The sequence below is a fragment of the Planctomycetaceae bacterium genome (assembly GCA_041398785.1).
GTDB lineage: Bacteria > Planctomycetota > Planctomycetia > Planctomycetales > Planctomycetaceae > JAWKUA01.
This window is the reverse complement of record JAWKUA010000006.1, coordinates 75,473-93,822: the sequence shown is the minus strand read 5'-3', so window position 1 is coordinate 93,822 and position 18,350 is coordinate 75,473. Positions and strand designations below refer to the sequence as shown.

Below are 18,350 nucleotides of genomic sequence, written 5' to 3'. Positions count from 1 at the left end.
ACGTCTCAGAAGTCGCCGATGGCGTGACCGTCGTCGGGCTGAATCAGGTGGCTCAGCGTTTCATCGTCAATCGTGCTGCTGACAAACCGCACGGAACCATCCGCCATCAGGACCAGAAACTGCTCACCAAGCTTGCCGAGCGACTTTTTGGGGTTCTTTGGATCGAGTTCCAGCCCGCCGGGCTTCGTCCACGGTACAGCCGTGTCAGGTCCGGCCTCTATGGCAAGAATCGTGTTGGACGTTCCGTCCAGGAAGTTTCGGATTTCCGGGGTTCTGTCGCCGTCAAACGGGGTGTTTTCACCGACGAAAACATGCACGGATGTCTGTCCCGCGGCTGCCACGCCCTCCACTTTGTAGACGGCGGGCATCTTGTCAATCAGCGTCTTGTTGTGATCGCTGTCCCACGGTTCATCAAGCCGGAACTGTTGATACAGCCCGACCTGATCGACGAACGGCAAAATGTGAACGCGCCAGCTTAGCCCCTGCTTCTGATCGGGATCGGCCGCGGGCCCGCGATCCGGAAACGGGAAGTGTCCATAGACGTCGTGGTAGTTGTGGAATGCCAGCCCGATCTGTTTCAGGTTGTTCATCCGCTCCGCGCGGCGACTCTGTTCCACCGCCAGTTTCACGCCAGGGCCGAATACCGTCAGGAAATCGGACATCTTCTCCGGCTTTGGAACGACGTAGTGAACGTTCGTATCTCGCGCCTCGACCTTCACACTGTTGAAAAGAGTGGAAAGTGACTGTGCGAGTTCCGGTGACAATTGTGAATCCGGCTGGGTACTGGCCGCCAGCATCTGGGCATTCGCCATCTGAATACCGCCCTGCAGCAGCGCGGAAATCTGCTGAGCCGTGATGGCGTTCGCGGTGACCACTGTCGCTTCATTGAAGGGCCGTTTGTCGCTGGAAAAGTCCGCGGCGAACTCCGCGGACACCAGATTTTCCGCGATCCCGGCCATGGGCAATTGCCGGAGATTCTGGCCGATCAGTTCCTTCACGAGTTCGAATTCGCCGAACACGTACGCGTCGTTCTGCCGGATTGCCGCAACCGCGTCCGCTTCCAGAGTCGGCGTGGCTCGTTTTTCCAGCGAGCGTTTCAGCAGTGCTTCGGGCGCGGCCAGCATGGTGCGTTCGTCCGGAAATACGACCCACATGCCTCGAAATTCACGAGCCTTCAGGCCGGCGATCGTCTGTGATTTCTGATCATCAGTCTTTGGAAACGCTGTCGCCAGCAGTTTTTCCTGATCAATCGGTGTGGTTGTTCGCACAAAGAACGCGGGCCACTTCGAAAAATCGCGACCGAAGTCGCGCCGGCCGCCCCGATTGAAATCGACCGGGTTTCCGTCCTGATGCTGAATCAGATTGGCCAGCGTGGTCGGATCGGTGTCCAGCGGTATTTCATGCACCGAACCGTCCATCATGGCGGCCAGCAGACTTTCCTTCACATCACCGACGGCGGCGATGGGATTCGCGGGATCGAAATCCAGGCCACCGGGCTTTGTCCAGATTTCCGCCTTGTCCGGACCCGCAAGAACGCACATCAAAGTATTGGACGTACCGTCGAGAATATCGCGGATTCCCGGAGCATTGTGATCGTGAAACGGCGACCCTTTGCCTGTGAACAGATGCAGCGAGGTCTTATCTGCGTCCTTGACTCCGGGCGTTTTGAAGATCGCCGGCATCTTCTTGATCAGCGTCTTGTTGTGTTCGCTGTCCCATGGTTCGTTCAGGTGGAATTCATTGAACAGCGCTGCTTCCTCCAGAAACGGCAGCATCCAGACTCGCCAACTGAGATTCCCCTTGTCCGGAGTATCGGCTCCATCGTCCGCCGGGAAGCTGTTGTAAACATCATGCATGTTGTGCATGGACAGCCCGAACTGCTTCAGGTTGTTCAGCAGTTGCCGTGTGTCGCGCTGGGGAGCTTCGTCGACCGGGGTATCACCTTTCACGCGATCAATGAAGACGGCGAATTCCTCTACGGTCCGGAGATCCAGGCCAAGTTCACGCTCCGCAGTGGCCATTCTTTCGTCGAAGAACTGAGAACCGTCGCCGGCTTTGATCAGCGTCTGCAGGTGATCACTTTGCAGAAATCGGCGAGGCTGCAGAAAAATGCCGCCGACCGTGTTCTGCGGAACGTACTTCAGCACGACCGGAGCCGCCGTGTCCTGACCGGCGCACAACGCGGCTGTCGCTATCAGAACCAGCTCGGCCAGCAACATTCGAAACGAATTCATCTCGCGACTCCTCAGGGCCTGGGCAGCGTCCGGATCGGTGAGATCCCGGATTGTCGGGGAAGGCAGTTTTCGAACACGCGATACCGCCAGTTCCGGAGATTGTCTGCGTTTCCCGCGTCTTGTCGATCCTTTCCGAAGTTCTGATCTCCGAAGTGCTGATCACTGCGGCTGCCGAGTCCGCCGAAAACCGGCACGGCCGGTCCGCGCGCAAAGAAAGGGGGAAGGAACCAGTCCTTCCCCCTTTCCGCCGTGTGTCGACATCGGGAATCCGTTGGCACAGATTCTGTCAGCAAACGCAACGGCAGGAGCTTCCCGCTCGGGCTACGCACCCGTTTGAGCGGGAACAGGCGAGACTCCTCTGACGGCCACCGCGCCGCCGAATGATCCGTGATCTGAACTGCCGACGCCGTCGATCATGCTCGGCGGATAGGCGTGCATGCCGTGTTCGGTGATGTCCAGACCCAGCATTTCTTCTTCTTCCGAAACCCGCAGTCCCATCGTCATCTTGATGGCCGAGAAGACGACAAAGCTGACAGGGAAAGCCCACAAGAACGCGGCGACGACTCCGATTACCTGAGTCGCAAGCTGCCCCGTACCGCCGCCCGTGAAAAGACCAACGTCCGTTGCCCACAATCCAATCGCCAGAGTGCCCCACGCTCCGCAGACTCCGTGGACCGAAATCGCACCGACCGGGTCATCAATTCCCGCTCGTTCCACCGCAAGGCAGGAGAACACGACAATCACGCCGCCGATTGCACCCGTCAGAGTTGCCGTGACCGGAGTCATGATGTCGCACCCGGCCGTGATCGCTACCAGTCCCGCCAGTGCTCCGTTCAACGCGAATGACACGTCCGGCTTTCCGAAGATGATCCAAGCCGTGATCATTGCGGCGATTGAGCCGGCAGCGGCCGACATATTGGTGGTGACCGCAATTCTTGCGAAGTCACCACCACCTACTGCCGTCGTGCTTCCCGGATTGAAACCGAACCAGCCCAGCCACAGGATGAAGACGCCCAGCGCTGCCAACGGAAGGTTGTGCCCCGGAATCGGCAGCGGCTTACCGTCACGGTACTTTCCGCGGCGAGCACCAATCACGAGTGCACCGGCAAGAGCACACCAGCCGCCGATTGAATGAACAACGGTCGAACCGGCGAAGTCGAGAAAGCCCATCTTTCCGAGCCACCCCTGGCTCTTGATGGCTTCACCGGCGTCATCGACGCCCAGTTCTACCCCGACAAGGCTGTTCCAGCACCAGCCGCCAAAGATCGGATACACCACGACTGTAATGGCGATGGAATACACCAGATAGCTGGCGAACTTTGTCCGCTCCGCCATCGCGCCGCTGACGATCGTGGCGGCTGTCGCTGCGAACACGGTCTGGAAGATCAGAAATGCCCAGCCGAAGTTTCCAGGAGAAATTGCCCCTTCAGCATTTGCGTCGAACAAAAACCCGTCGGTGCCGATCCAGCCGCTCGCCGACGGTCCGAACATCAGGCCGAACCCAATCGCCCAGAACGCCAGCGTGCCGATGGAGAAGTCCATCAGGTTTTTCATGATGATGTTGCAGGCGTTCTTGGCTCGCGTGAAACCGGCTTCCACCAGAGCGAATCCGGCCTGCATGAAGAACACCAGAAACGCGGCCAGACACGTCCATAGTATGTCGACACCGACCGACGAAGCCGGCTCGGGTGCGGCCTCAACAACGGCGGCGGCAATCACTTCACCGGCGGTTTCCTCCTGCGCCATCAGGCCATTGCTGTTAATACAAACCAGGAACACCAGAGCGGCACACAACCCGCACCAGCGAAAGCAACTCCGGCTCATTCGAAACCTCGACAACGACATCATTCGCCTGCTCTCCCCGACAATCACATTTCATTCCGGACACGTCGCGTCCGGCGACCTGAAACATCAAGTCGCGTTGTTTTCCGGACAGGAAAGCAAGCCGCGCGCCGTAAGTGGCACAGGTGTCGTGAATTCATGCACAACGTTCGCATTGCCGCGGAAAATGCGGGATTCCGGCAGCCTGGACTTCGGCGGTCGTGGGTCCGCAGGTCGACGCGTTGTTTGAGCTGCAGGCAATTGCGGCGAATCTGCCTGTTTCGCAGGCAACTGCCGTTCCGCTGAACGATCACCTGTTCGGCATCACCCGGAGAATCGCTGCGGTCAGCAATACAGCCGCGTCGATACACAGTATGTGCTCGCAAGTCGTTGCGGATATCGGCGGCGGCTTCGAGCGTAAGGCGTGCGTTGACAAAGGTTTATCCGTTTCCGACGCCGCTTGCCTCGTATTGACAGCCTAATCCGATTGCCGTAGCCTGCCAGCCCGAATCCGCCGTCTGTGGTGCCGACTGACAACCGGCCGTGTGCCATGGTCCAGGACGATCCGCACCAGCCGGCGATTCTTTGCAGCGAATGGAGTCGCTCAAAAATGCCTACCGCCCAGAACTCACCCGCCGAAGTTCCGTTCATCGATCTGGTTGCTCAGTATCAGACAATTCGTGAGGAAGTTCGCGAAGCCGTCGACGGCGTGTTTGAAACGCAGACGTTTGTGCTGGGCGAACAGGTCGCGTCGCTGGAAACCGAAATTGCGGCCTACTGCGACGCTCGCTTTGCGATAGGCTGTGCCTCAGGAACCGACGCTCTGATTCTGTCACTTCTGGCTTTGGGAATTCAACCGGGCGACGAAGTCATCACCAGCCCGTTTACGTTCTTTGCATCAGCGGGAGCCATTCATCGGGTGGGAGCCCGGCCGGTTTTTGCTGACATCGAACCGCACAGTTTCAACCTCTGTCCGGAACAGGTGGAAAAAGCGATCACGGACCGCACGAAGGCCATCATGCCCGTGCACATCTTCGGCCAGTGCGCCGACATGGAACCGCTGTGGCGACTGTCTGTTCGCCATAAGCTGCCGATCATCGAAGACGCCTGCCAGGCCATCGGCGCGGAATACCGCGGACGCCGCGCGGGGGTCCTGGGAACCGTCGGCTGCTTCAGTTTCTTCCCGACGAAAAATCTCGGCGGCGCCGGAGACGGCGGAATCATCACAACCGATGACGCGGAGCTTGCCGGGCGGCTGCGACGGCTGCGAGTTCACGGCGACATTGGCGGTTACAACCACGTCGAAGTCGGGTTCAACAGCCGGCTGGATGCACTTCAGGCCGCCGTCCTGCGTGTGAAGCTGCGATACCTGGAAGACTGGTCCGAAGCTCGCCGGTCGAATGCAAGGAAGTACATGGAACTATTTCGAAACGCCGATCTGCTGAGCGCCATTGACGTCCCGGCAACGCTGTCCGATCGTCGCCACGTCTTCAATCAGTTCACGCTGCGAATTCGCGGCGGCCAGCGCGACACCGTAATGCAGTCACTGCGGTCCGAACAGGTTGGCTGCGCGATCTACTATCCGATTCCGCTGCACCAGCAGAAGTGCTTTGAATATCTCGGATACTCCGAAGGAGATTTTCCGGAAAGCGAACGTGCAGCGCAGGAAGTTCTGTCGCTGCCGATCTTTGCGGAACTGACCGACGACCAGTTGCATCGAGTCGCCGACGCGCTGATGAACAGCGTTCGCGAATCCGCAGCTTCGGCACTTCCGGTTAGCGCCGCCGAACACCGCCGCGCGGCATAGCAGCGCCGGTGGCAGCTGCGAACGTTCAACAGCTCACCAGCCCGACCTGGACGTCCATCACGTTGGTGTGTGTCGGTCCGGTCAGCAGCAATCCACGGAGCTGTTCGAAAAACGCGTAGGAATTGTTGATCGACAGATAGTCGTCGGGGTGCATTTGCAGTTCCTGCATTCGTCGCAGAATCGCTTCATCGGCGAAAGCTCCCGCCGCCGGAGTCGGTCCGTCTTCGCCATCGGTGCCTCCCGACAATAGCGCGATGTCTGTCCAGTCGTCGACGGACGGATGGGCGGCGATCGCTGCCAGCACGAGTTCCTGATTGCGTCCTCCGCGACGCGGCTGAATCGTGTCCGCCAGCCGAACCGTTGTTTCTCCGCCAGCCAGCAGGCAAACGTCGCGGCGGTCGCCATTTGGATCAGCCGACTTCAGAGACTGCAGTCGGGAGAAGAACGATCGGCCAAAGTCCGCTGCCTGGCCGCTGTTTTGCGATCCCAGACTGACAATGCGAAAACCGCGACGTTCCGCTTCCTTCGCCGCGGCGCCCAGTGCCGTCTGGTTGTTGCCGATGACCAGGTTGCACACACGCTTGTCCGCAGCCACGAATCGCCGCGCCTGTTTCACCGCGCTCTGCAGATGCGCGACGACGGACTCAGGAACGTCGCGAAGTCCGGGCTCGTACCTTTTCAGGACGTCCAGAGCATCGCCGGGCGTTGCTTCCGATGCGACTGTTGGCCCGGACGCGATGACATCCAGTGGATCACCGATGACGTCGGAGATAATCAGCGCAATCACACGCTTCGCCGCGCAGGCTCGCAGCAGCCCGCCGCCCTTGATCCGTGACAACTGGCTGCGGACACAATTCAGGTCGTGGATGGGAGCCCCCGCAGCGGCCAGCAGGCGAGTGACCTGCAACTTGTCTTCGAGCGAGATACCTGACTCCGGTGCCGGAAGGAGCGCGCTGCCGCCCCCGGAAATCAGCACAAGACATAGATCGTCTTCAGAAAGCGCGCCGAGGCGCCGCAGGATTTCTTCGGTCCCGCGGACTCCGGCGGCCGTGGGTTCGTTGACTCCCGCCGGACGCGCTGCGTGCAGGGTGATGTGTTCCAGCGGCTGCACACAGTCTTCCGGCACATTGACCCAGCCGGAATACGTGATGTGTGGCGGCAGATTTCGGAACTCGGCTTCCACGGCGGATGCCATGCCGCTGCCCGCCTTACCCGCGCCCACGACTTCGATGTGACCGATCGTTGCGATGTCGACGAATTCCGAACCGATGCAAAGCCGGTCGTTTTCAATCCGAACCGCTCGGCGCACCAGGACTTCCGAATCGACCGCAGCAATGGCCGACTTCCAGATAGCGATCGCCTGATTTCGAAGGTTCATCGGTCGCCCCCGTCCGCCGCACCGTCGGTGAAATCGCCAGCACGTTTGAAAGCTCACTGACCGGGCGTTCGCTCTGCGCCCGGTTTCCGGGTAACCTGTTGCTCCCGCCGACGCCGCTTTCAACCGCCACTCCGGCAGTGCTTTCATGTCGAAGACGTTTTATACCGCCGACGAACTCGCTCAGGAACTTGGGCGCGACCGCCGCGAAATTGAAAAGCTGGCCAGTCGCGGTCAGATTCCCGGCCGGCGCGTGGCCGACGAATGGCGGTTCAATCGCGTGGAAATCACGCAGTGGCTGGAACAGGAAATTCGCAACTTCGGAGCCGACGACCTGGCTCAATTGGAACAGTCGCAGCAGTCGGTGGAATTAAACAACCAGATTCCGATCGCCGACCTGCTGACATTGGAAACTGTTCAGGTGCCGCTCGATGCCGGAACGAAGCCGTCGGTGCTGCGAGCCCTGGTGGAAGTGGCCGGTCGAACGTGGCAGGTGTTTGAACCGGCGGCTGTTCTGGATGCTGTCATTCAGCGGGAAAACGTAATGTCGACGGGTTTCGACCACGGAGTCGCCATCCCGCATCCTCGCAACCCGCTGCCCGAGGCTCTGGGAGAATCCGTGATCGCGTTTGGCCGAACTCTGTCGGGGATCCCGTTTGGCGCGCCGAAGCGGCAACTGACAGACATGTTCTTTCTGGTTCTCGCCCGCGATTCCCGCACCCATCTGCAGATCCTGACCAGGCTGGCTCGATTGCTGCAACTGCCCGATTTCGTCCCCGCGCTGAGAGCCGCGGAAACCAGCCCGGACGCTCTGGCGGTCATCCACGAAGCGGATCAGCGAGTCGGCGGATAGACGGCGACCCGCCACCAGCCGGCAACGATGGCCGCCTGAAACCCCGCAGACATCCCGCAGGTTCGTCGCGGACGACGAAAAGTCGGAGATTCTTCGTGATCCGGCAAATTCTGCTGGTTTCAACCCACTGCAGGGTCCGATGGAAATTGACTGGATACGTCCCACCATTTCCCGGCCGTTCGCGCCACATACCGGAAAGCTCTCATCCAGCCATGTCAACTCACCTTCGGCAGCAGCAGCCGGCACCACGGAAGGTCGAGCTTGAACAATCAGCAAAACGCAGGAAGCCAGCAAACGCGGTCGCGCAGCCGGAATCGGCAGCCGTCGCCCGGTCGCCCCGCATGTCCCACCTGAAGCAGTTGCGGATGATGCTGGATGAATTGATTCTGAAAGCGGATGCCCGCGATTGCCTGCTGGCCCAGGGCCGCGACCGCTACGCCGACCGCATCCCCTGCGATCGCGACTTTGAGCAACTGTTGAGTTCGCTGAGAGACTATGTTGAATCCCATTCGGGCCCGGAGCCTCAGGCAGCGACCGTCTCCGCAGCCGACCAAAACGCCGTCGGCGAAGCGCCAACAGTCATCAGGACAACCGTCGGAAGAATGGGCGTCGGAAGAATGGGCGTCGGAAGGATGGGAAAACCTGGCTCGACATCCCGCCGCCGCGACCGTGTCCGAATCCAACTGAAGGTATCTCGACCGCTGGCGCAGATTCTGGACGCTCTCCAGAAGAACAAAGTCCGGCCCGGAGAAACGATTGAGTCAATCCTGTGGGAATCCCGGCGAATGAAGGACCTCGCCCGGCTGATCGGCGTGAAATCGCATTGAGCCAACTTCCACAGCACATGGCCATCGTGAAATGATTGCCGCGCTGAGCCCCAGGAAGTTGCCAATTCACTTCTTACGAGCGTCTCATAGGACTTGTCTGCGGTTCTTATACCCCGAGCGGGGAAATTTGAGGTATTCTGGCTCGCGGCATGAAGAAGTGCGAAAAGTATCAGCGTTCGCCGCGGCCAGTATAATCACTGACCGGGACGTATTGGACCTCCGGCAGCCGCTCAACGCGCGTGGAGAATTCCATTCCCGTGAATTCAATTATGCGCCAGCCGGGAGCGTCCGCAACGAACGTCGGCGCATCGCCGCGGGGATCGAACTGAATACCTGTCGACGGAGTCGTCACGATTTTCGCTTCTGACAGCGTGAATTCGAATTCGTGATGAACATGGCCGCAGCAGACCAGACGAATGCGGGACTGTTCCCGGATCAGCGACTGAAGCTCTGACGCATCCTGCAGCCCAATGCGATCCATCCAGACACTGCCGACTCGCACCGGTGGATGGTGAATGAACAGCGCCAATCGCGGGCTGGCGCAGTCTGCGATGGTATTCTTCAGCCACTGAATCTGATCGTTGCCCAGCAGTCCCGGCACCTGTCCAGGCTGGTGGCTGTCCAGGCCAATGCAGGTCCAGTCGCCACACGAGAATACAAAGTTGATGCGGTCTGCCCCGGTTCCACAGACTCGCGAGGAAAAAACACTTCGCAACACGCTGCGGTCGTCGTGATTTCCCGGAATCTGCCACAAGCGATCCAGCCACGGCTGCAGCGAATCGCGGACCAGCCGATAGCTTTCCGGCAGTTCGTCGTGTGTGTGATCTCCCGTGATGACGACGTGGTCGAATTGACCGTCCAACTCAAGGATCCGGGAAACGACACTTTTCAGGGTGGCGTGCGTGGGGATGCCTTTCAGCGTCGCGTGATTATCCGCGAAGACGTGCAGGTCAGTCAGTTGCAGAACGCGATACGTCGTCATGATCCTGCTCACTTCGCCAGGCGCGGCGAATCATCAAAAATCACAGGTATTGCCGGTTGCCGACGCCGACGGGCAACCGACGGGCGGCAGTGTATTTCAACGGCCGGCCAATCTGAAGGAGGTGTCAGTTTCCCGAAACGATTCATTGACGAGCGTTGTCCGCGGTCTGACAATAATGCCTGAGCGTTCACGGCAGCCTGCAGCCGGTTCCCTGTTTGACCCGCGAACTCCGGGCAGCCGGAATTGATGTGTCGAGATTCGGAGATCTCCTTGAACACAAGAACCACAGTCTGTTGTGTTGCAATGTGCGTCGTCCTGTGTGACGGAAGGTTTCCGGCGCGCGGTCAGGATGTTCTGCAGCCGTCAGTTCCTCACGAACATGCCGCGCTGGTGGTTCGGTCGCGGCCGGTGATTGAACGCCTGCCGCTTCGCGTTATCACTCCCAAAGACGTCGTCTCGTCCGGCTCCGGACGTGTATATGTTGCAGACAACGGAGGGAAGGCGGTATTCCGCGTCGCGTCGGACGGACAAATCGCGCTGCTGGCTGGCGACCTGGAGGGTTTGGTTCGCATCAGTGTCGCCGCCACCGGCGATGTCTTTGCTCTGCTGAACAGCCAGGGGTCCGGCCGCATAATGCACATCACTCCCGCAGGGCACGTGTCCGAAATCGCCCAAACCGCGTTTCCGGCGAGCGGCCTGGCAAGTGACCGAGCGGGCAGCCTGCTGACCACGAACACTCGCACGGGGGACGTTATCGCAATCGATGCGGAAGGCACGACCCGAGTCCTGGCAAGGCTCACGCAACCTGCCAGCGACCTGGTTCTGGATGCACTTGATAATCCGATCGTGCTGTTGAAGGCTGGAAAAGTGGTATCGGTCGGCGCGGAAGGGAATTCTCAGGTCATCGGCTACGTCCCGCGATTCTCGGACCGGCTTCAGTTGCACCCGGATGGCTTTGTCGTGGCCCTGGGAACCAGCGACGAGGATTCTCGCAGTTCGCTATGGCGGCTGACGGCTGACCCCGCCGAGGAAGATCGGTTCGCGGCACTGCCGGACGGCACATCGGCATTTGCCTTCGACGGGCTGGGAAATCTGGTGCTGGCAAATCCGAACCTACGGGCCGTCACGCGAGTGACCAGCCGGTTTCAGATCCCGTGCCCGCACTGTGCGGAACCGGTCACGATGATTTTCTCAACAGTGGCGACGCCCGAATTCTCCGAACCTCGCCGTTCGTATTGAGAACTTTTCGGGAACTCTCGACCGCCGGATTGCCTCTTTTCATTGGGTGCCTGTCGGGGCGGTCCTCTGAAAGTGCGTTTTCGCCCTGTTTTTTGCCGGTTTTGGCAGACGGCCGCCGCCCGCTCAAGCTGATTTTCCCTCCGATTTTGCCTTCCAATGACCGTCACTCCTTCTTCCCAACCATTCGATGCGAACTCCCCGGAAGCACTGCTTTCAGCGGTGTTCGACGGTGAGTCAACTGCAGATTTCACGACGGCAGGCGATAAACCGGGGCATGAACTTTTGTCCTCATCGCGGCGCGAGCAGCTTTTGTCGGATTGGAAGTCGCTGAGTCGGTCGCTGAAGCAGATTCCGATTTCCGCGGCGGGTGATGTTCGCGAGGCTGTGCGGAGAGAAATCGAAGCGGAACGCAGGAAGTCTGCGGTTCCGGCGCCGGTCAGCGAGCCATCGACAGGCCGTCGCGACTTTCGGTGGATCGCGGTGTCTGTTTCCGTGGCAGCGTTGGCACTGTTTGCTGTGCAACTGAACGTGAGCCGCGATGCTCGCACGGACGGCAGTGCCGATTTCGTACTGAACCGCACCTTTGTTGACTCCGATTCCGGGCCAGCGGTTGCCGCCGAAAGTGGTGAGTCGGCAAGACCTGACGTCGCGGGATCGATGGCGATCGCGGAGACGCAATCTCCGAATGTTGAGCCGGACTGGCAGATCGTTGTCGTGACAATCCGGGACGGGTCAGCACAGACGGCGAAAGAAACGTTTGAAGCGATCGCTCGTCAGCACGGTCTGGATGTGCAGCGGAAGAATGGTTCCGGCGACGGGCCGGTCGAGTTTCCGCTGGGAATCCTGCTCAGCTCTGTGCAGGAATCGAATGAACTTCTGAGTTCCATTTCTCCGCAAATTCAGGCGCCGCCGTATCAGTGGAATCCGGTTTGTGTCGGCAGTTTGCCGAGCAGCGAACTGAAGATGCGATTTCTGAAGTCGATGGAGACACCGACGCTTTCGGACGAGTATTTCGGCGAGATGCTGGCCGTCGTTCCTGGCTCCGCTGACGATGATGTGGCAGTTGCGTCAATTGCCGGCGATGCTGCGCATGGTGATCGAACGAAAAAGCTGGCACCCGCCTTCGCGGAAGGCCGGCGTCTGCCGCTGCCGGGATCTGAACCAACGGCGTCCGGCGGTCGAGTTCTGGTCGTCTTTCGTATGCAGCAGTTGAAGGATCCGGTGCCGCTGGTTCCCGGACAGGGTCGCCTCATCCCGACGCCTGGCAAACCGGCGAATCCCCAGGCGACTCCTGCCGCTCCAAAGCCGGTTTGAACAGAAGTTCCTTCCCGCGGCGAATAAGGCGCAACGCTGCGCTCCGTCTGGCGTCCCGAAAAGATGCAACGTTCGCTGGCGAATGCAACTTCCCGGCACGGCTCTTGAATCATGCGTTCGCGCGCACTGTTGCGATTTTCGTCGGCGTGTTGACGGATCAGCTCAAGTCACGGATGAGTTCATGCCGGGAGCGGTCGACGGCGGCTGGCCGGTCAGCGACTTCATCAGAGTTTCCAGCAACTGCAGTCCGGTGGCAGACGGTTCCCGTGGTGTGTGCGACGCGGCCCATTCCAGTGCTCGCGTCAGCGCCATCCATCGCGTCTGCCGCGGACCATCGTCCGCCTGATCGACTTCCAGCATCATTGACGCTGTGGACGGTCTGATCGCCAGCGGAACACGATCCAGTTCGTTGCTGTCCGGTTCTGCGCAAAGTTCAGCGGGCGACGTGACAAGGTATTCGCGGCAACTGATCGGGCGGTCTTCATAGATGGAACACGATTCGTCTTCCAGAAACGGGCAGGCGATCATCAGTCGAAAGTACCTCGGGCCAAGGTCGAGAACGGGCGGTGCATCCAGGTAATGGTCGCTGTCAACCGCATCGTACAGACCGGCTTCCCGAAGTCGCTTCGTCGCGTCTTTGAATCGCTCCCGAATGTTGCTTCTCCGCGGTTCCGGCATGGAGTCGACCAGACGCGCCAGCCGCAAGGCTTCGAACTCCGGTACGGGAACGATCTGCCGGCAGCAGATACCACAGCCGGCGCGGCAGGAGACCGATCTGCCCTGACCGGCCGCGTATTCCTGCCCGATGTCGGTCACCAGTTTCGCCAGAGTTCTGAGAAACGGCAGCAGGTCTTCGGGACTCGCCGGCCCTGTCGGCACCGGCACGTCAAGCGCGAATCGTTCGCCGCCGATCGTCAGCTGCAGGCGGACGGTGACAAGTTCGCGTTCCGGAGTCTGGCTGCCGCTCATCGGACTGTCCTCAGTGGGCCGAAGAAATTTCGTGGCTGCATCCACAGAGCGTATCAGGAATCGCCCGCTTGCGCGGCTGGAAGGTGAAAAAACCGGCAGGGCAGAAGACGAATTCGCGAAACGCCCCTTGCTGCCGCCGGTAACATCCGAACTGCCTGACAGACCGGAGGGCGCGGGCCAGCGTCGTCCATGCGGCTTCGGGAAGAGGGCGTTCCGTCGCCGTTTCCCGAAGCTTCGATGGATTGCCGGTCTGTGGTATCAGAACTCGCCGATCGCGTTTCCGTCAGCTCGCTCGCCAAGGTTGCGAAAGATGGCGTAGTCGATGCTCTCGCTGAGAAAACGAGCCGACCCGTCACACAGCAGAAAATGTACTCCGCCGATGTGCTGGCTGCTGAAGTTGACGATGTGGTTCGTGTGATTCGGAGTATGGTGCATCGCCGGCATCGACATCATGCCGTCCTGTCCGACGTGGCCCAGCACCAGCGACGGTGACTGTTCCATCATCATCGCCATCGGCATCCCGGCCGGCCGCGCGGCTCCGGGAATCACCGCGTACCACGTGCTGTTTGCGGAAACGGGACTCAGCGCCGCCACGTAATCGTGGCGATGCATTCGCTCTCCAATGCAAACGGTGTTTGAAGTTCCGTCGACAATGTCGCGAAATCTGACGGAACTGTTGCGGAAGAAAATTCCCGATCCGTTGCCGGGCATCATCGACACATTGCCGTAGCCATAGATGCCGACGTAGTTGGATGTCGACAGTTCCGTGCCATCGGGCAGTGCAAATCGTTCCGGAGCCGGGTCCGTCGGACAGCGAAACGCGGGAAGCGGAGTCAGCCCGTGTTCCAGATTGTGATCGTCGGTTGCGTCCTCGCTGAATTCAAAGTGTTCGAACAGAGGACTTTGTTCAAGCTGGGGCAAAAGCATCGTGCCCCATGCGAAGCCGGGGCCCGTTTCGGCAGTGGCGGGGTCCATGTTCGTGACATTGCGAGCAACGTAGCCAGGGGGAAACCGACCGTAGATGTCGTGATAGTTGTGCAGAGCCAGGCCGATCTGCTTGAGATTGTTCCGGCACTGCGTTCGCCGAGCGGCCTCGCGAGCCTGCTGAATTGCCGGCAGCAGCAGTGCGATCAGGATTGCGATGATGGCGATGACAACAAGCAATTCGATTAACGTAAAGCCGTGACGGCGTGGTGAGAAAACTGAGCGCATCATGGAAGACTCCCTGCGGAGAAGGAAACGTGTGGAAGGCAGCACGAAGGGCGTGGCCATGCGTCAGCGCACGGCGCGACGCGGGTACGTGATCGGCAGATCGCGACGAACATGCTTTGCGAACGGCGCACCGCCAGCCCGCCGCTCGCATGCCGCAAGGGGGGACTCGGACGCAAATCGCCGTCGCGCGGCAAGCGAATCAGGCCACGCCAGTCTGCGGCGGAGGCGTTGGAGGACGCTTCGGGAAGTTTTCCCGCCTCACGCGCGAGTCGATCACGCGTTCCACGGATGCGCCGGCGTCGATCCGGCCGACTCTCAGCGCCAGCGTTCGGGGCATCTGAGACACCCAGATCTCAACGGGATCCGGGGTGCAGGGGCGCTGCCGAAAACAGGGACCGGTCGGGCCTTCATCCGACTGCTTCGCACGGCAGCAGCTTCGATTACCGGCGGGGGCAGCCTTCGAACAGCACGTCGCCTCCGTCGAAGGAGACTGTTGTCGTAAAGATGTCGCGCTGGTGGCGGGGGAATGGCCGCCTTCAGACTGCCGAGTCTTTGACGAACAACAACTTCGCTTGCCAGCTCCTTCCGACTTCGGAGGCACCGCCTTTGCTTTCGCTGCTTCATTGCGACGGCGCTGAGCACAACAACAGGTGCCACCCAACTGAGCATCCCGCGTGCAACTGCAGTGACCGGCGCAGCACGACCCGCCAGCCAGAGACAGACGTCCCTCGGGAAGGATGCTGACAACCAGCAGCAACGCAACCTGCAATGCGGCGAGCAGCTTCATGCGAACGGAGACACGGGAACACTGGTAAGAAATCTCAGTGGCCAGTGTTTCCGGAACTCGGTCGACGGACAACCGATTGAGTTTGGAAGGCGGGTGGTTTCCTGGAAACCAAAAAGAAGCACGGCCCGGAGTTCAGGTGGAACTCGGGCCGTGCTTCCCGAAACAGGAGACCGATTCGGGATGTGGGAAGGCGGAGGAATGGGAGGTGTCAGGCGGAAGGCCTGAGGCACGAAAGGCGTGAAGCCAATCGCGGGAGAACGAACTTCGGCGGGAGCCTTAAGTTTGTTGTCAGCGGCCTGAACTCGTCCGGCGGGGGACACCGGACGTTTGTTCGGCGGTATTGGGCGACCTGCCGGGCTGATGCCGGACGGTGAGCCGTCTTAGTAGCCGTAGCTGGTCTTTTCTCCGCGACCGGGGCTGTTGCAGGACAGGTTGCAGGCATTGTCGCATTCATCGGCAAAGTCCAGGAAGGTGCTTCCCACGACTTCGCCTTTATGACCGCTCGCCAGTGTGTAGTAGTAGGTTTGGTTGATGGCACCGACGGCGGATCCCAGGTCTTCCAGTTCTTCGTTGACGCCGTAGGACAGTTCTGTCAGTCCGGTGATCATGCCGATGACGACAATGGTGCCCACAAGCACCAGTTCAGCCGACACGATGAAACCGTTTTCGTCGTTCTTCAGGGCAAGCAGCAGGTTCATGAACAGTTCTCCTGTTTCGATGCGACGCGGAGGCAACCACGGTCGCGAAAGCCGCGCTGGCGGAGACTTCGAAAACGCTTCGAGTTCGCGCAGCGCTTCAGTTCGGATATGAGCCGCAGCAACAGGTGAGTCATGTCGCTCGGTTGTTGAACAGCACGTAAAGCACAGTCGGTGCCAAAACGTCAATTGCGCTACCATTCGTTGACACTTCGTTGCCGTTTTCGAACTGTAAACCATTCTTGCCAAAGCAATTACAATTCGGTGCCGCGTCGATGCGAGAGCAGCCGGCAAGGCGGCTGTGTTGCGGCCGTGTTGCCTTTTCACCACCGCCCTCTGCCGCAGGCACGTCGCCGCGGCGACATAAATCGCTGTTTGAAAATGATTTGCGGCAGCCTGCAACGAGACCGCAACAGACGATGCCGAATGCCAACATCCGGGAAGCTGTCAGTTCCGTCGAACGAACTCAGCCACCGCTGGCGAAGCAGGCGCTGGCAGCGCAGCGGCGACCTGATGTACGATGGCAGCCGGCCAGCGTTCGGCGCGGCGAGTGATCGGCGCGGCGGGTGTTCGGGACGCGGGCGTCGCCGAAGCGCGAGTGCGGTGGCGTCGCTCGCGCGAGTACACGCCGACTTTCCGCTGGTTCCGGTGGACCGCATGGCGGGAAAAAAGGGCGAATGTCGATTCACCGGATTGGCGCCGGCATGTCGTAATAAACGTGGTCGTGTCGCGAACGACTGGTGCTGAAATCGAACACGTTCGGTCGTACACCGCAGAGCAGTAGTCCGATGGCTGTCGTTCAAACTTCCGATTTCATGGCAGGACTGCAGCAGTCTCGCCTGCTTCGCGACTCGGAACTGCAGGCGCTGCGAACGAGACTCAGCAAGTCGCGGAAGGAAATCTCGCCGGACCAGCTGGCTCAGAAGCTGGTTGAGAAGCGCCTGCTGACGCCGTGGCAGGCGACTCAGCTTCTGAAGGGACAGAAGTCCTTTTCTCTGCAGCAGTACCAGCTTCGCGACACCATTGGCCGCGGCGGCATGGGTCATGTGTTTCAGGCCCGCGACACCGAAACAGGACGTGTCGTCGCCATCAAGCTGATGGCCAGAAGCCTGGTCAGCAATGAAGCTCTGGTGACCCGGTTTCAGCGCGAAATCAAGGCGTCCGCCCGGCTGAACAGTCCGCATGTCGTGAAGGCGATCAACGCGGGTAAGGTTGGCGAAACCGATTTTCTCGTGATGGAGTACGTCAACGGCGAGCAGATCGACCACATCGCCGCTCGCCTGGAGCGACTGCCGATCGGTCTGGCGTGTGAGATCATTCGCCAGACGGCCGTCGGTCTGCAGCATGCCCATGAATGCGGAATGGTGCATCGCGACGTCAAACCGTCGAACCTGATGATCAACTGGGACTCCGAAGGCATCGGCACGATCAAGCTGATGGACATGGGCCTGGTTCGGCTGACGGAGGACGAAGAGGACCGGTCCGTGACTCGAGCCGGTCAGGTGATGGGCACGCCGGATTACATGTCGCCGGAACAGGGCTGGGATACATCGAAGGTCGATATTCGCAGCGACATCTACAGTCTGGGCTGCACGTGCTTTCGACTGCTGACCGGTTCCGTACCGTTCAGCGGAGCGAATCCGCTGCAGGTGCTCAGTCAGCGACTGCAGCGCGACGCGCCGTCGATTGCCGGCGTGAGGGGCGACGTCCCGCCGGAACTGGCGGCCGTGGTTTCCCGAATGACGATGCGCGATCCGGCCGCGCGATTTCAGTCGCCGGCAGAAGTCGCCGCGATGCTGGCGCCGCTTTGTTCGCCGCTGACACGCATGGCACTGGCAGCCGCGACCGGTCCCGCTGCGACCAGTCCTGACCGTACCGAAACGCCCGTCGACAGCCGCTCCGACACCGGCGACTTCGACGGCACCTATCACCAGTTTCTTCGGGATATGCAGGACGGAGCCGACGTCGACCTGGCGGCGGACACATTGCCGTCCCGCGATCAGTCCGCGGTGACGCTTCCGGCACTGAAGGTCGACGAATCAAGCTACGTCGCTTCCAGCCGTCGCATTCGCCGAACCGGACCGCGTCGCGGGCAGCTGGCCGGATTCATTCTGATGGGAGTGGCCACGCTGGTGCTGGTGGCGGTCGCCGTCTTCCTGTGGATGCGTCGCTGATTCGTCAGACACAACCGCCCGCAAAACAAGCCCGCATGTCGCCAGAATTCCGCTTCGTGCA

General features: G+C 60.3%; 15 protein-coding genes. 8 read left to right on the top strand and 7 right to left on the bottom strand.

Features of this window, described 5'->3' with window-relative positions:
* Positions 1 to 5: 5 nt before the first annotated feature.
* Positions 6 to 2,234, bottom strand: a complete 2,229-nt coding sequence (locus tag R3C19_08865; GenBank protein MEZ6060459.1) for a DUF1559 domain-containing protein — start codon at positions 2,232 to 2,234, stop codon at positions 6 to 8.
* Positions 2,235 to 2,555: 321 nt separating this feature from the next.
* Positions 2,556 to 4,058 (bottom strand): ammonium transporter, encoded by a 1,503-nt coding sequence (locus R3C19_08860; GenBank protein ID MEZ6060458.1) that lies wholly within the window; start codon positions 4,056 to 4,058, stop codon positions 2,556 to 2,558.
* A gap of 218 nt (positions 4,059 to 4,276) precedes the next feature.
* Between R3C19_08860 and R3C19_08855 the strand changes: the two genes are divergently transcribed.
* Entirely contained in the window at positions 4,277 to 4,537 is a 261-nt protein-coding gene (locus R3C19_08855) for a hypothetical protein (GenBank protein MEZ6060457.1), read from the top strand.
* A 128-nt stretch (positions 4,538 to 4,665) separates the two neighbouring features.
* Entirely contained in the window at positions 4,666 to 5,862 is a 1,197-nt protein-coding gene (locus tag R3C19_08850) for a DegT/DnrJ/EryC1/StrS family aminotransferase (GenBank protein ID MEZ6060456.1), read from the top strand.
* Positions 5,863 to 5,887: 25 nt separating this feature from the next.
* Here the strand turns inward: R3C19_08850 and R3C19_08845 are convergent, their stop codons facing one another.
* Positions 5,888 to 7,240: a DUF4147 domain-containing protein gene (locus R3C19_08845; GenBank protein MEZ6060455.1), complete on the bottom strand. Its 1,353-nt coding sequence runs from the start codon at positions 7,238 to 7,240 to the stop codon at positions 5,888 to 5,890.
* A gap of 145 nt (positions 7,241 to 7,385) precedes the next feature.
* On the opposite strand from R3C19_08845, the gene R3C19_08840 reads away from it, so the two are divergent.
* Positions 7,386 to 8,090 carry a PTS sugar transporter subunit IIA gene (locus R3C19_08840; protein ID MEZ6060454.1) on the top strand — a complete coding sequence of 235 codons (705 nt, stop codon included), beginning with the start codon at positions 7,386 to 7,388 and terminating at the stop codon, positions 8,088 to 8,090.
* A gap of 212 nt (positions 8,091 to 8,302) precedes the next feature.
* Positions 8,303 to 8,917, top strand: a complete 615-nt coding sequence (locus R3C19_08835) for a hypothetical protein (protein MEZ6060453.1) — start codon at positions 8,303 to 8,305, stop codon at positions 8,915 to 8,917.
* 169 nt (positions 8,918 to 9,086) lie between these two features.
* Here the strand turns inward: R3C19_08835 and R3C19_08830 are convergent, their stop codons facing one another.
* The gene (locus R3C19_08830) at positions 9,087 to 9,899 is read right to left on the bottom strand and encodes a metallophosphoesterase (protein ID MEZ6060452.1); all 813 of its coding nucleotides are present in this window, start codon (positions 9,897 to 9,899) and stop codon (positions 9,087 to 9,089) included.
* Positions 9,900 to 10,169: 270 nt separating this feature from the next.
* Here R3C19_08830 and R3C19_08825 point away from each other — a divergent pair, with 270 nt between their 5' ends.
* Both R3C19_08825 and R3C19_08820 read left to right on the top strand, forming a co-directional pair.
* The gene (locus tag R3C19_08825; protein MEZ6060451.1) at positions 10,170 to 11,138 is read left to right on the top strand and encodes a hypothetical protein; all 969 of its coding nucleotides are present in this window, start codon (positions 10,170 to 10,172) and stop codon (positions 11,136 to 11,138) included.
* 156 nt (positions 11,139 to 11,294) lie between these two features.
* Positions 11,295 to 12,452 carry a hypothetical protein gene (locus tag R3C19_08820; GenBank protein MEZ6060450.1) on the top strand — a complete coding sequence of 386 codons (1,158 nt, stop codon included), beginning with the start codon at positions 11,295 to 11,297 and terminating at the stop codon, positions 12,450 to 12,452.
* Between the two features lie 162 nt (positions 12,453 to 12,614).
* On the opposite strand, the gene R3C19_08815 is transcribed toward R3C19_08820, so the two are convergent.
* From R3C19_08815 to R3C19_08805, 3 genes are all read right to left on the bottom strand, one after another.
* A complete protein-coding gene (locus R3C19_08815) occupies positions 12,615 to 13,421 on the bottom strand; it encodes a YkgJ family cysteine cluster protein (protein MEZ6060449.1) in 807 nt (268 codons plus the stop codon).
* A 258-nt stretch (positions 13,422 to 13,679) separates the two neighbouring features.
* Positions 13,680 to 14,636 carry a DUF1559 domain-containing protein gene (locus R3C19_08810; protein MEZ6060448.1) on the bottom strand — a complete coding sequence of 319 codons (957 nt, stop codon included), beginning with the start codon at positions 14,634 to 14,636 and terminating at the stop codon, positions 13,680 to 13,682.
* Between the two features lie 1,164 nt (positions 14,637 to 15,800).
* Complete coding sequence (locus R3C19_08805) at positions 15,801 to 16,118, bottom strand: branched-chain amino acid aminotransferase (protein MEZ6060447.1); 318 nt, start codon at positions 16,116 to 16,118, stop codon at positions 15,801 to 15,803.
* A 416-nt stretch (positions 16,119 to 16,534) separates the two neighbouring features.
* Here R3C19_08805 and R3C19_08800 point away from each other — a divergent pair, with 416 nt between their 5' ends.
* Positions 16,535 to 16,669, top strand: coding sequence for a hypothetical protein (locus R3C19_08800; GenBank protein ID MEZ6060446.1), 135 nt, complete (start codon positions 16,535 to 16,537; stop codon positions 16,667 to 16,669).
* A 234-nt stretch (positions 16,670 to 16,903) separates the two neighbouring features.
* Positions 16,904 to 18,289, top strand: a complete 1,386-nt coding sequence (locus R3C19_08795) for a serine/threonine-protein kinase (GenBank protein MEZ6060445.1) — start codon at positions 16,904 to 16,906, stop codon at positions 18,287 to 18,289.
* Positions 18,290 to 18,350: the final 61 nt, after the last annotated feature.

Bases quoted from the DNA above. Each gene is read 5' to 3' on its own strand.
- R3C19_08865 (MEZ6060459.1), bottom strand. From the start codon at position 2,234: ATGAATTCGTTTCGAATGTTGCTGGCCGAGCTGGTTCTGATAGCGACA.
- R3C19_08860 (MEZ6060458.1), bottom strand. From the start codon at position 4,058: ATGAGCCGGAGTTGCTTTCGCTGGTGCGGGTTGTGTGCCGCTCTGGTG.
- R3C19_08850 (MEZ6060456.1), top strand. From the start codon at position 4,666: ATGCCTACCGCCCAGAACTCACCCGCCGAAGTTCCGTTCATCGATCTG.
- R3C19_08845 (MEZ6060455.1), bottom strand. From the start codon at position 7,240: ATGAACCTTCGAAATCAGGCGATCGCTATCTGGAAGTCGGCCATTGCT.
- R3C19_08840 (MEZ6060454.1), top strand. From the start codon at position 7,386: ATGTCGAAGACGTTTTATACCGCCGACGAACTCGCTCAGGAACTTGGG.
- R3C19_08835 (MEZ6060453.1), top strand. From the start codon at position 8,303: ATGTCAACTCACCTTCGGCAGCAGCAGCCGGCACCACGGAAGGTCGAG.
- R3C19_08830 (MEZ6060452.1), bottom strand. From the start codon at position 9,899: ATGACGACGTATCGCGTTCTGCAACTGACTGACCTGCACGTCTTCGCG.
- R3C19_08820 (MEZ6060450.1), top strand. From the start codon at position 11,295: ATGACCGTCACTCCTTCTTCCCAACCATTCGATGCGAACTCCCCGGAA.
- R3C19_08815 (MEZ6060449.1), bottom strand. From the start codon at position 13,421: ATGAGCGGCAGCCAGACTCCGGAACGCGAACTTGTCACCGTCCGCCTG.
- R3C19_08810 (MEZ6060448.1), bottom strand. From the start codon at position 14,636: ATGATGCGCTCAGTTTTCTCACCACGCCGTCACGGCTTTACGTTAATC.
- R3C19_08805 (MEZ6060447.1), bottom strand. From the start codon at position 16,118: ATGAACCTGCTGCTTGCCCTGAAGAACGACGAAAACGGTTTCATCGTG.
- R3C19_08800 (MEZ6060446.1), top strand. From the start codon at position 16,535: ATGCCGAATGCCAACATCCGGGAAGCTGTCAGTTCCGTCGAACGAACT.
- R3C19_08795 (MEZ6060445.1), top strand. From the start codon at position 16,904: ATGGCTGTCGTTCAAACTTCCGATTTCATGGCAGGACTGCAGCAGTCT.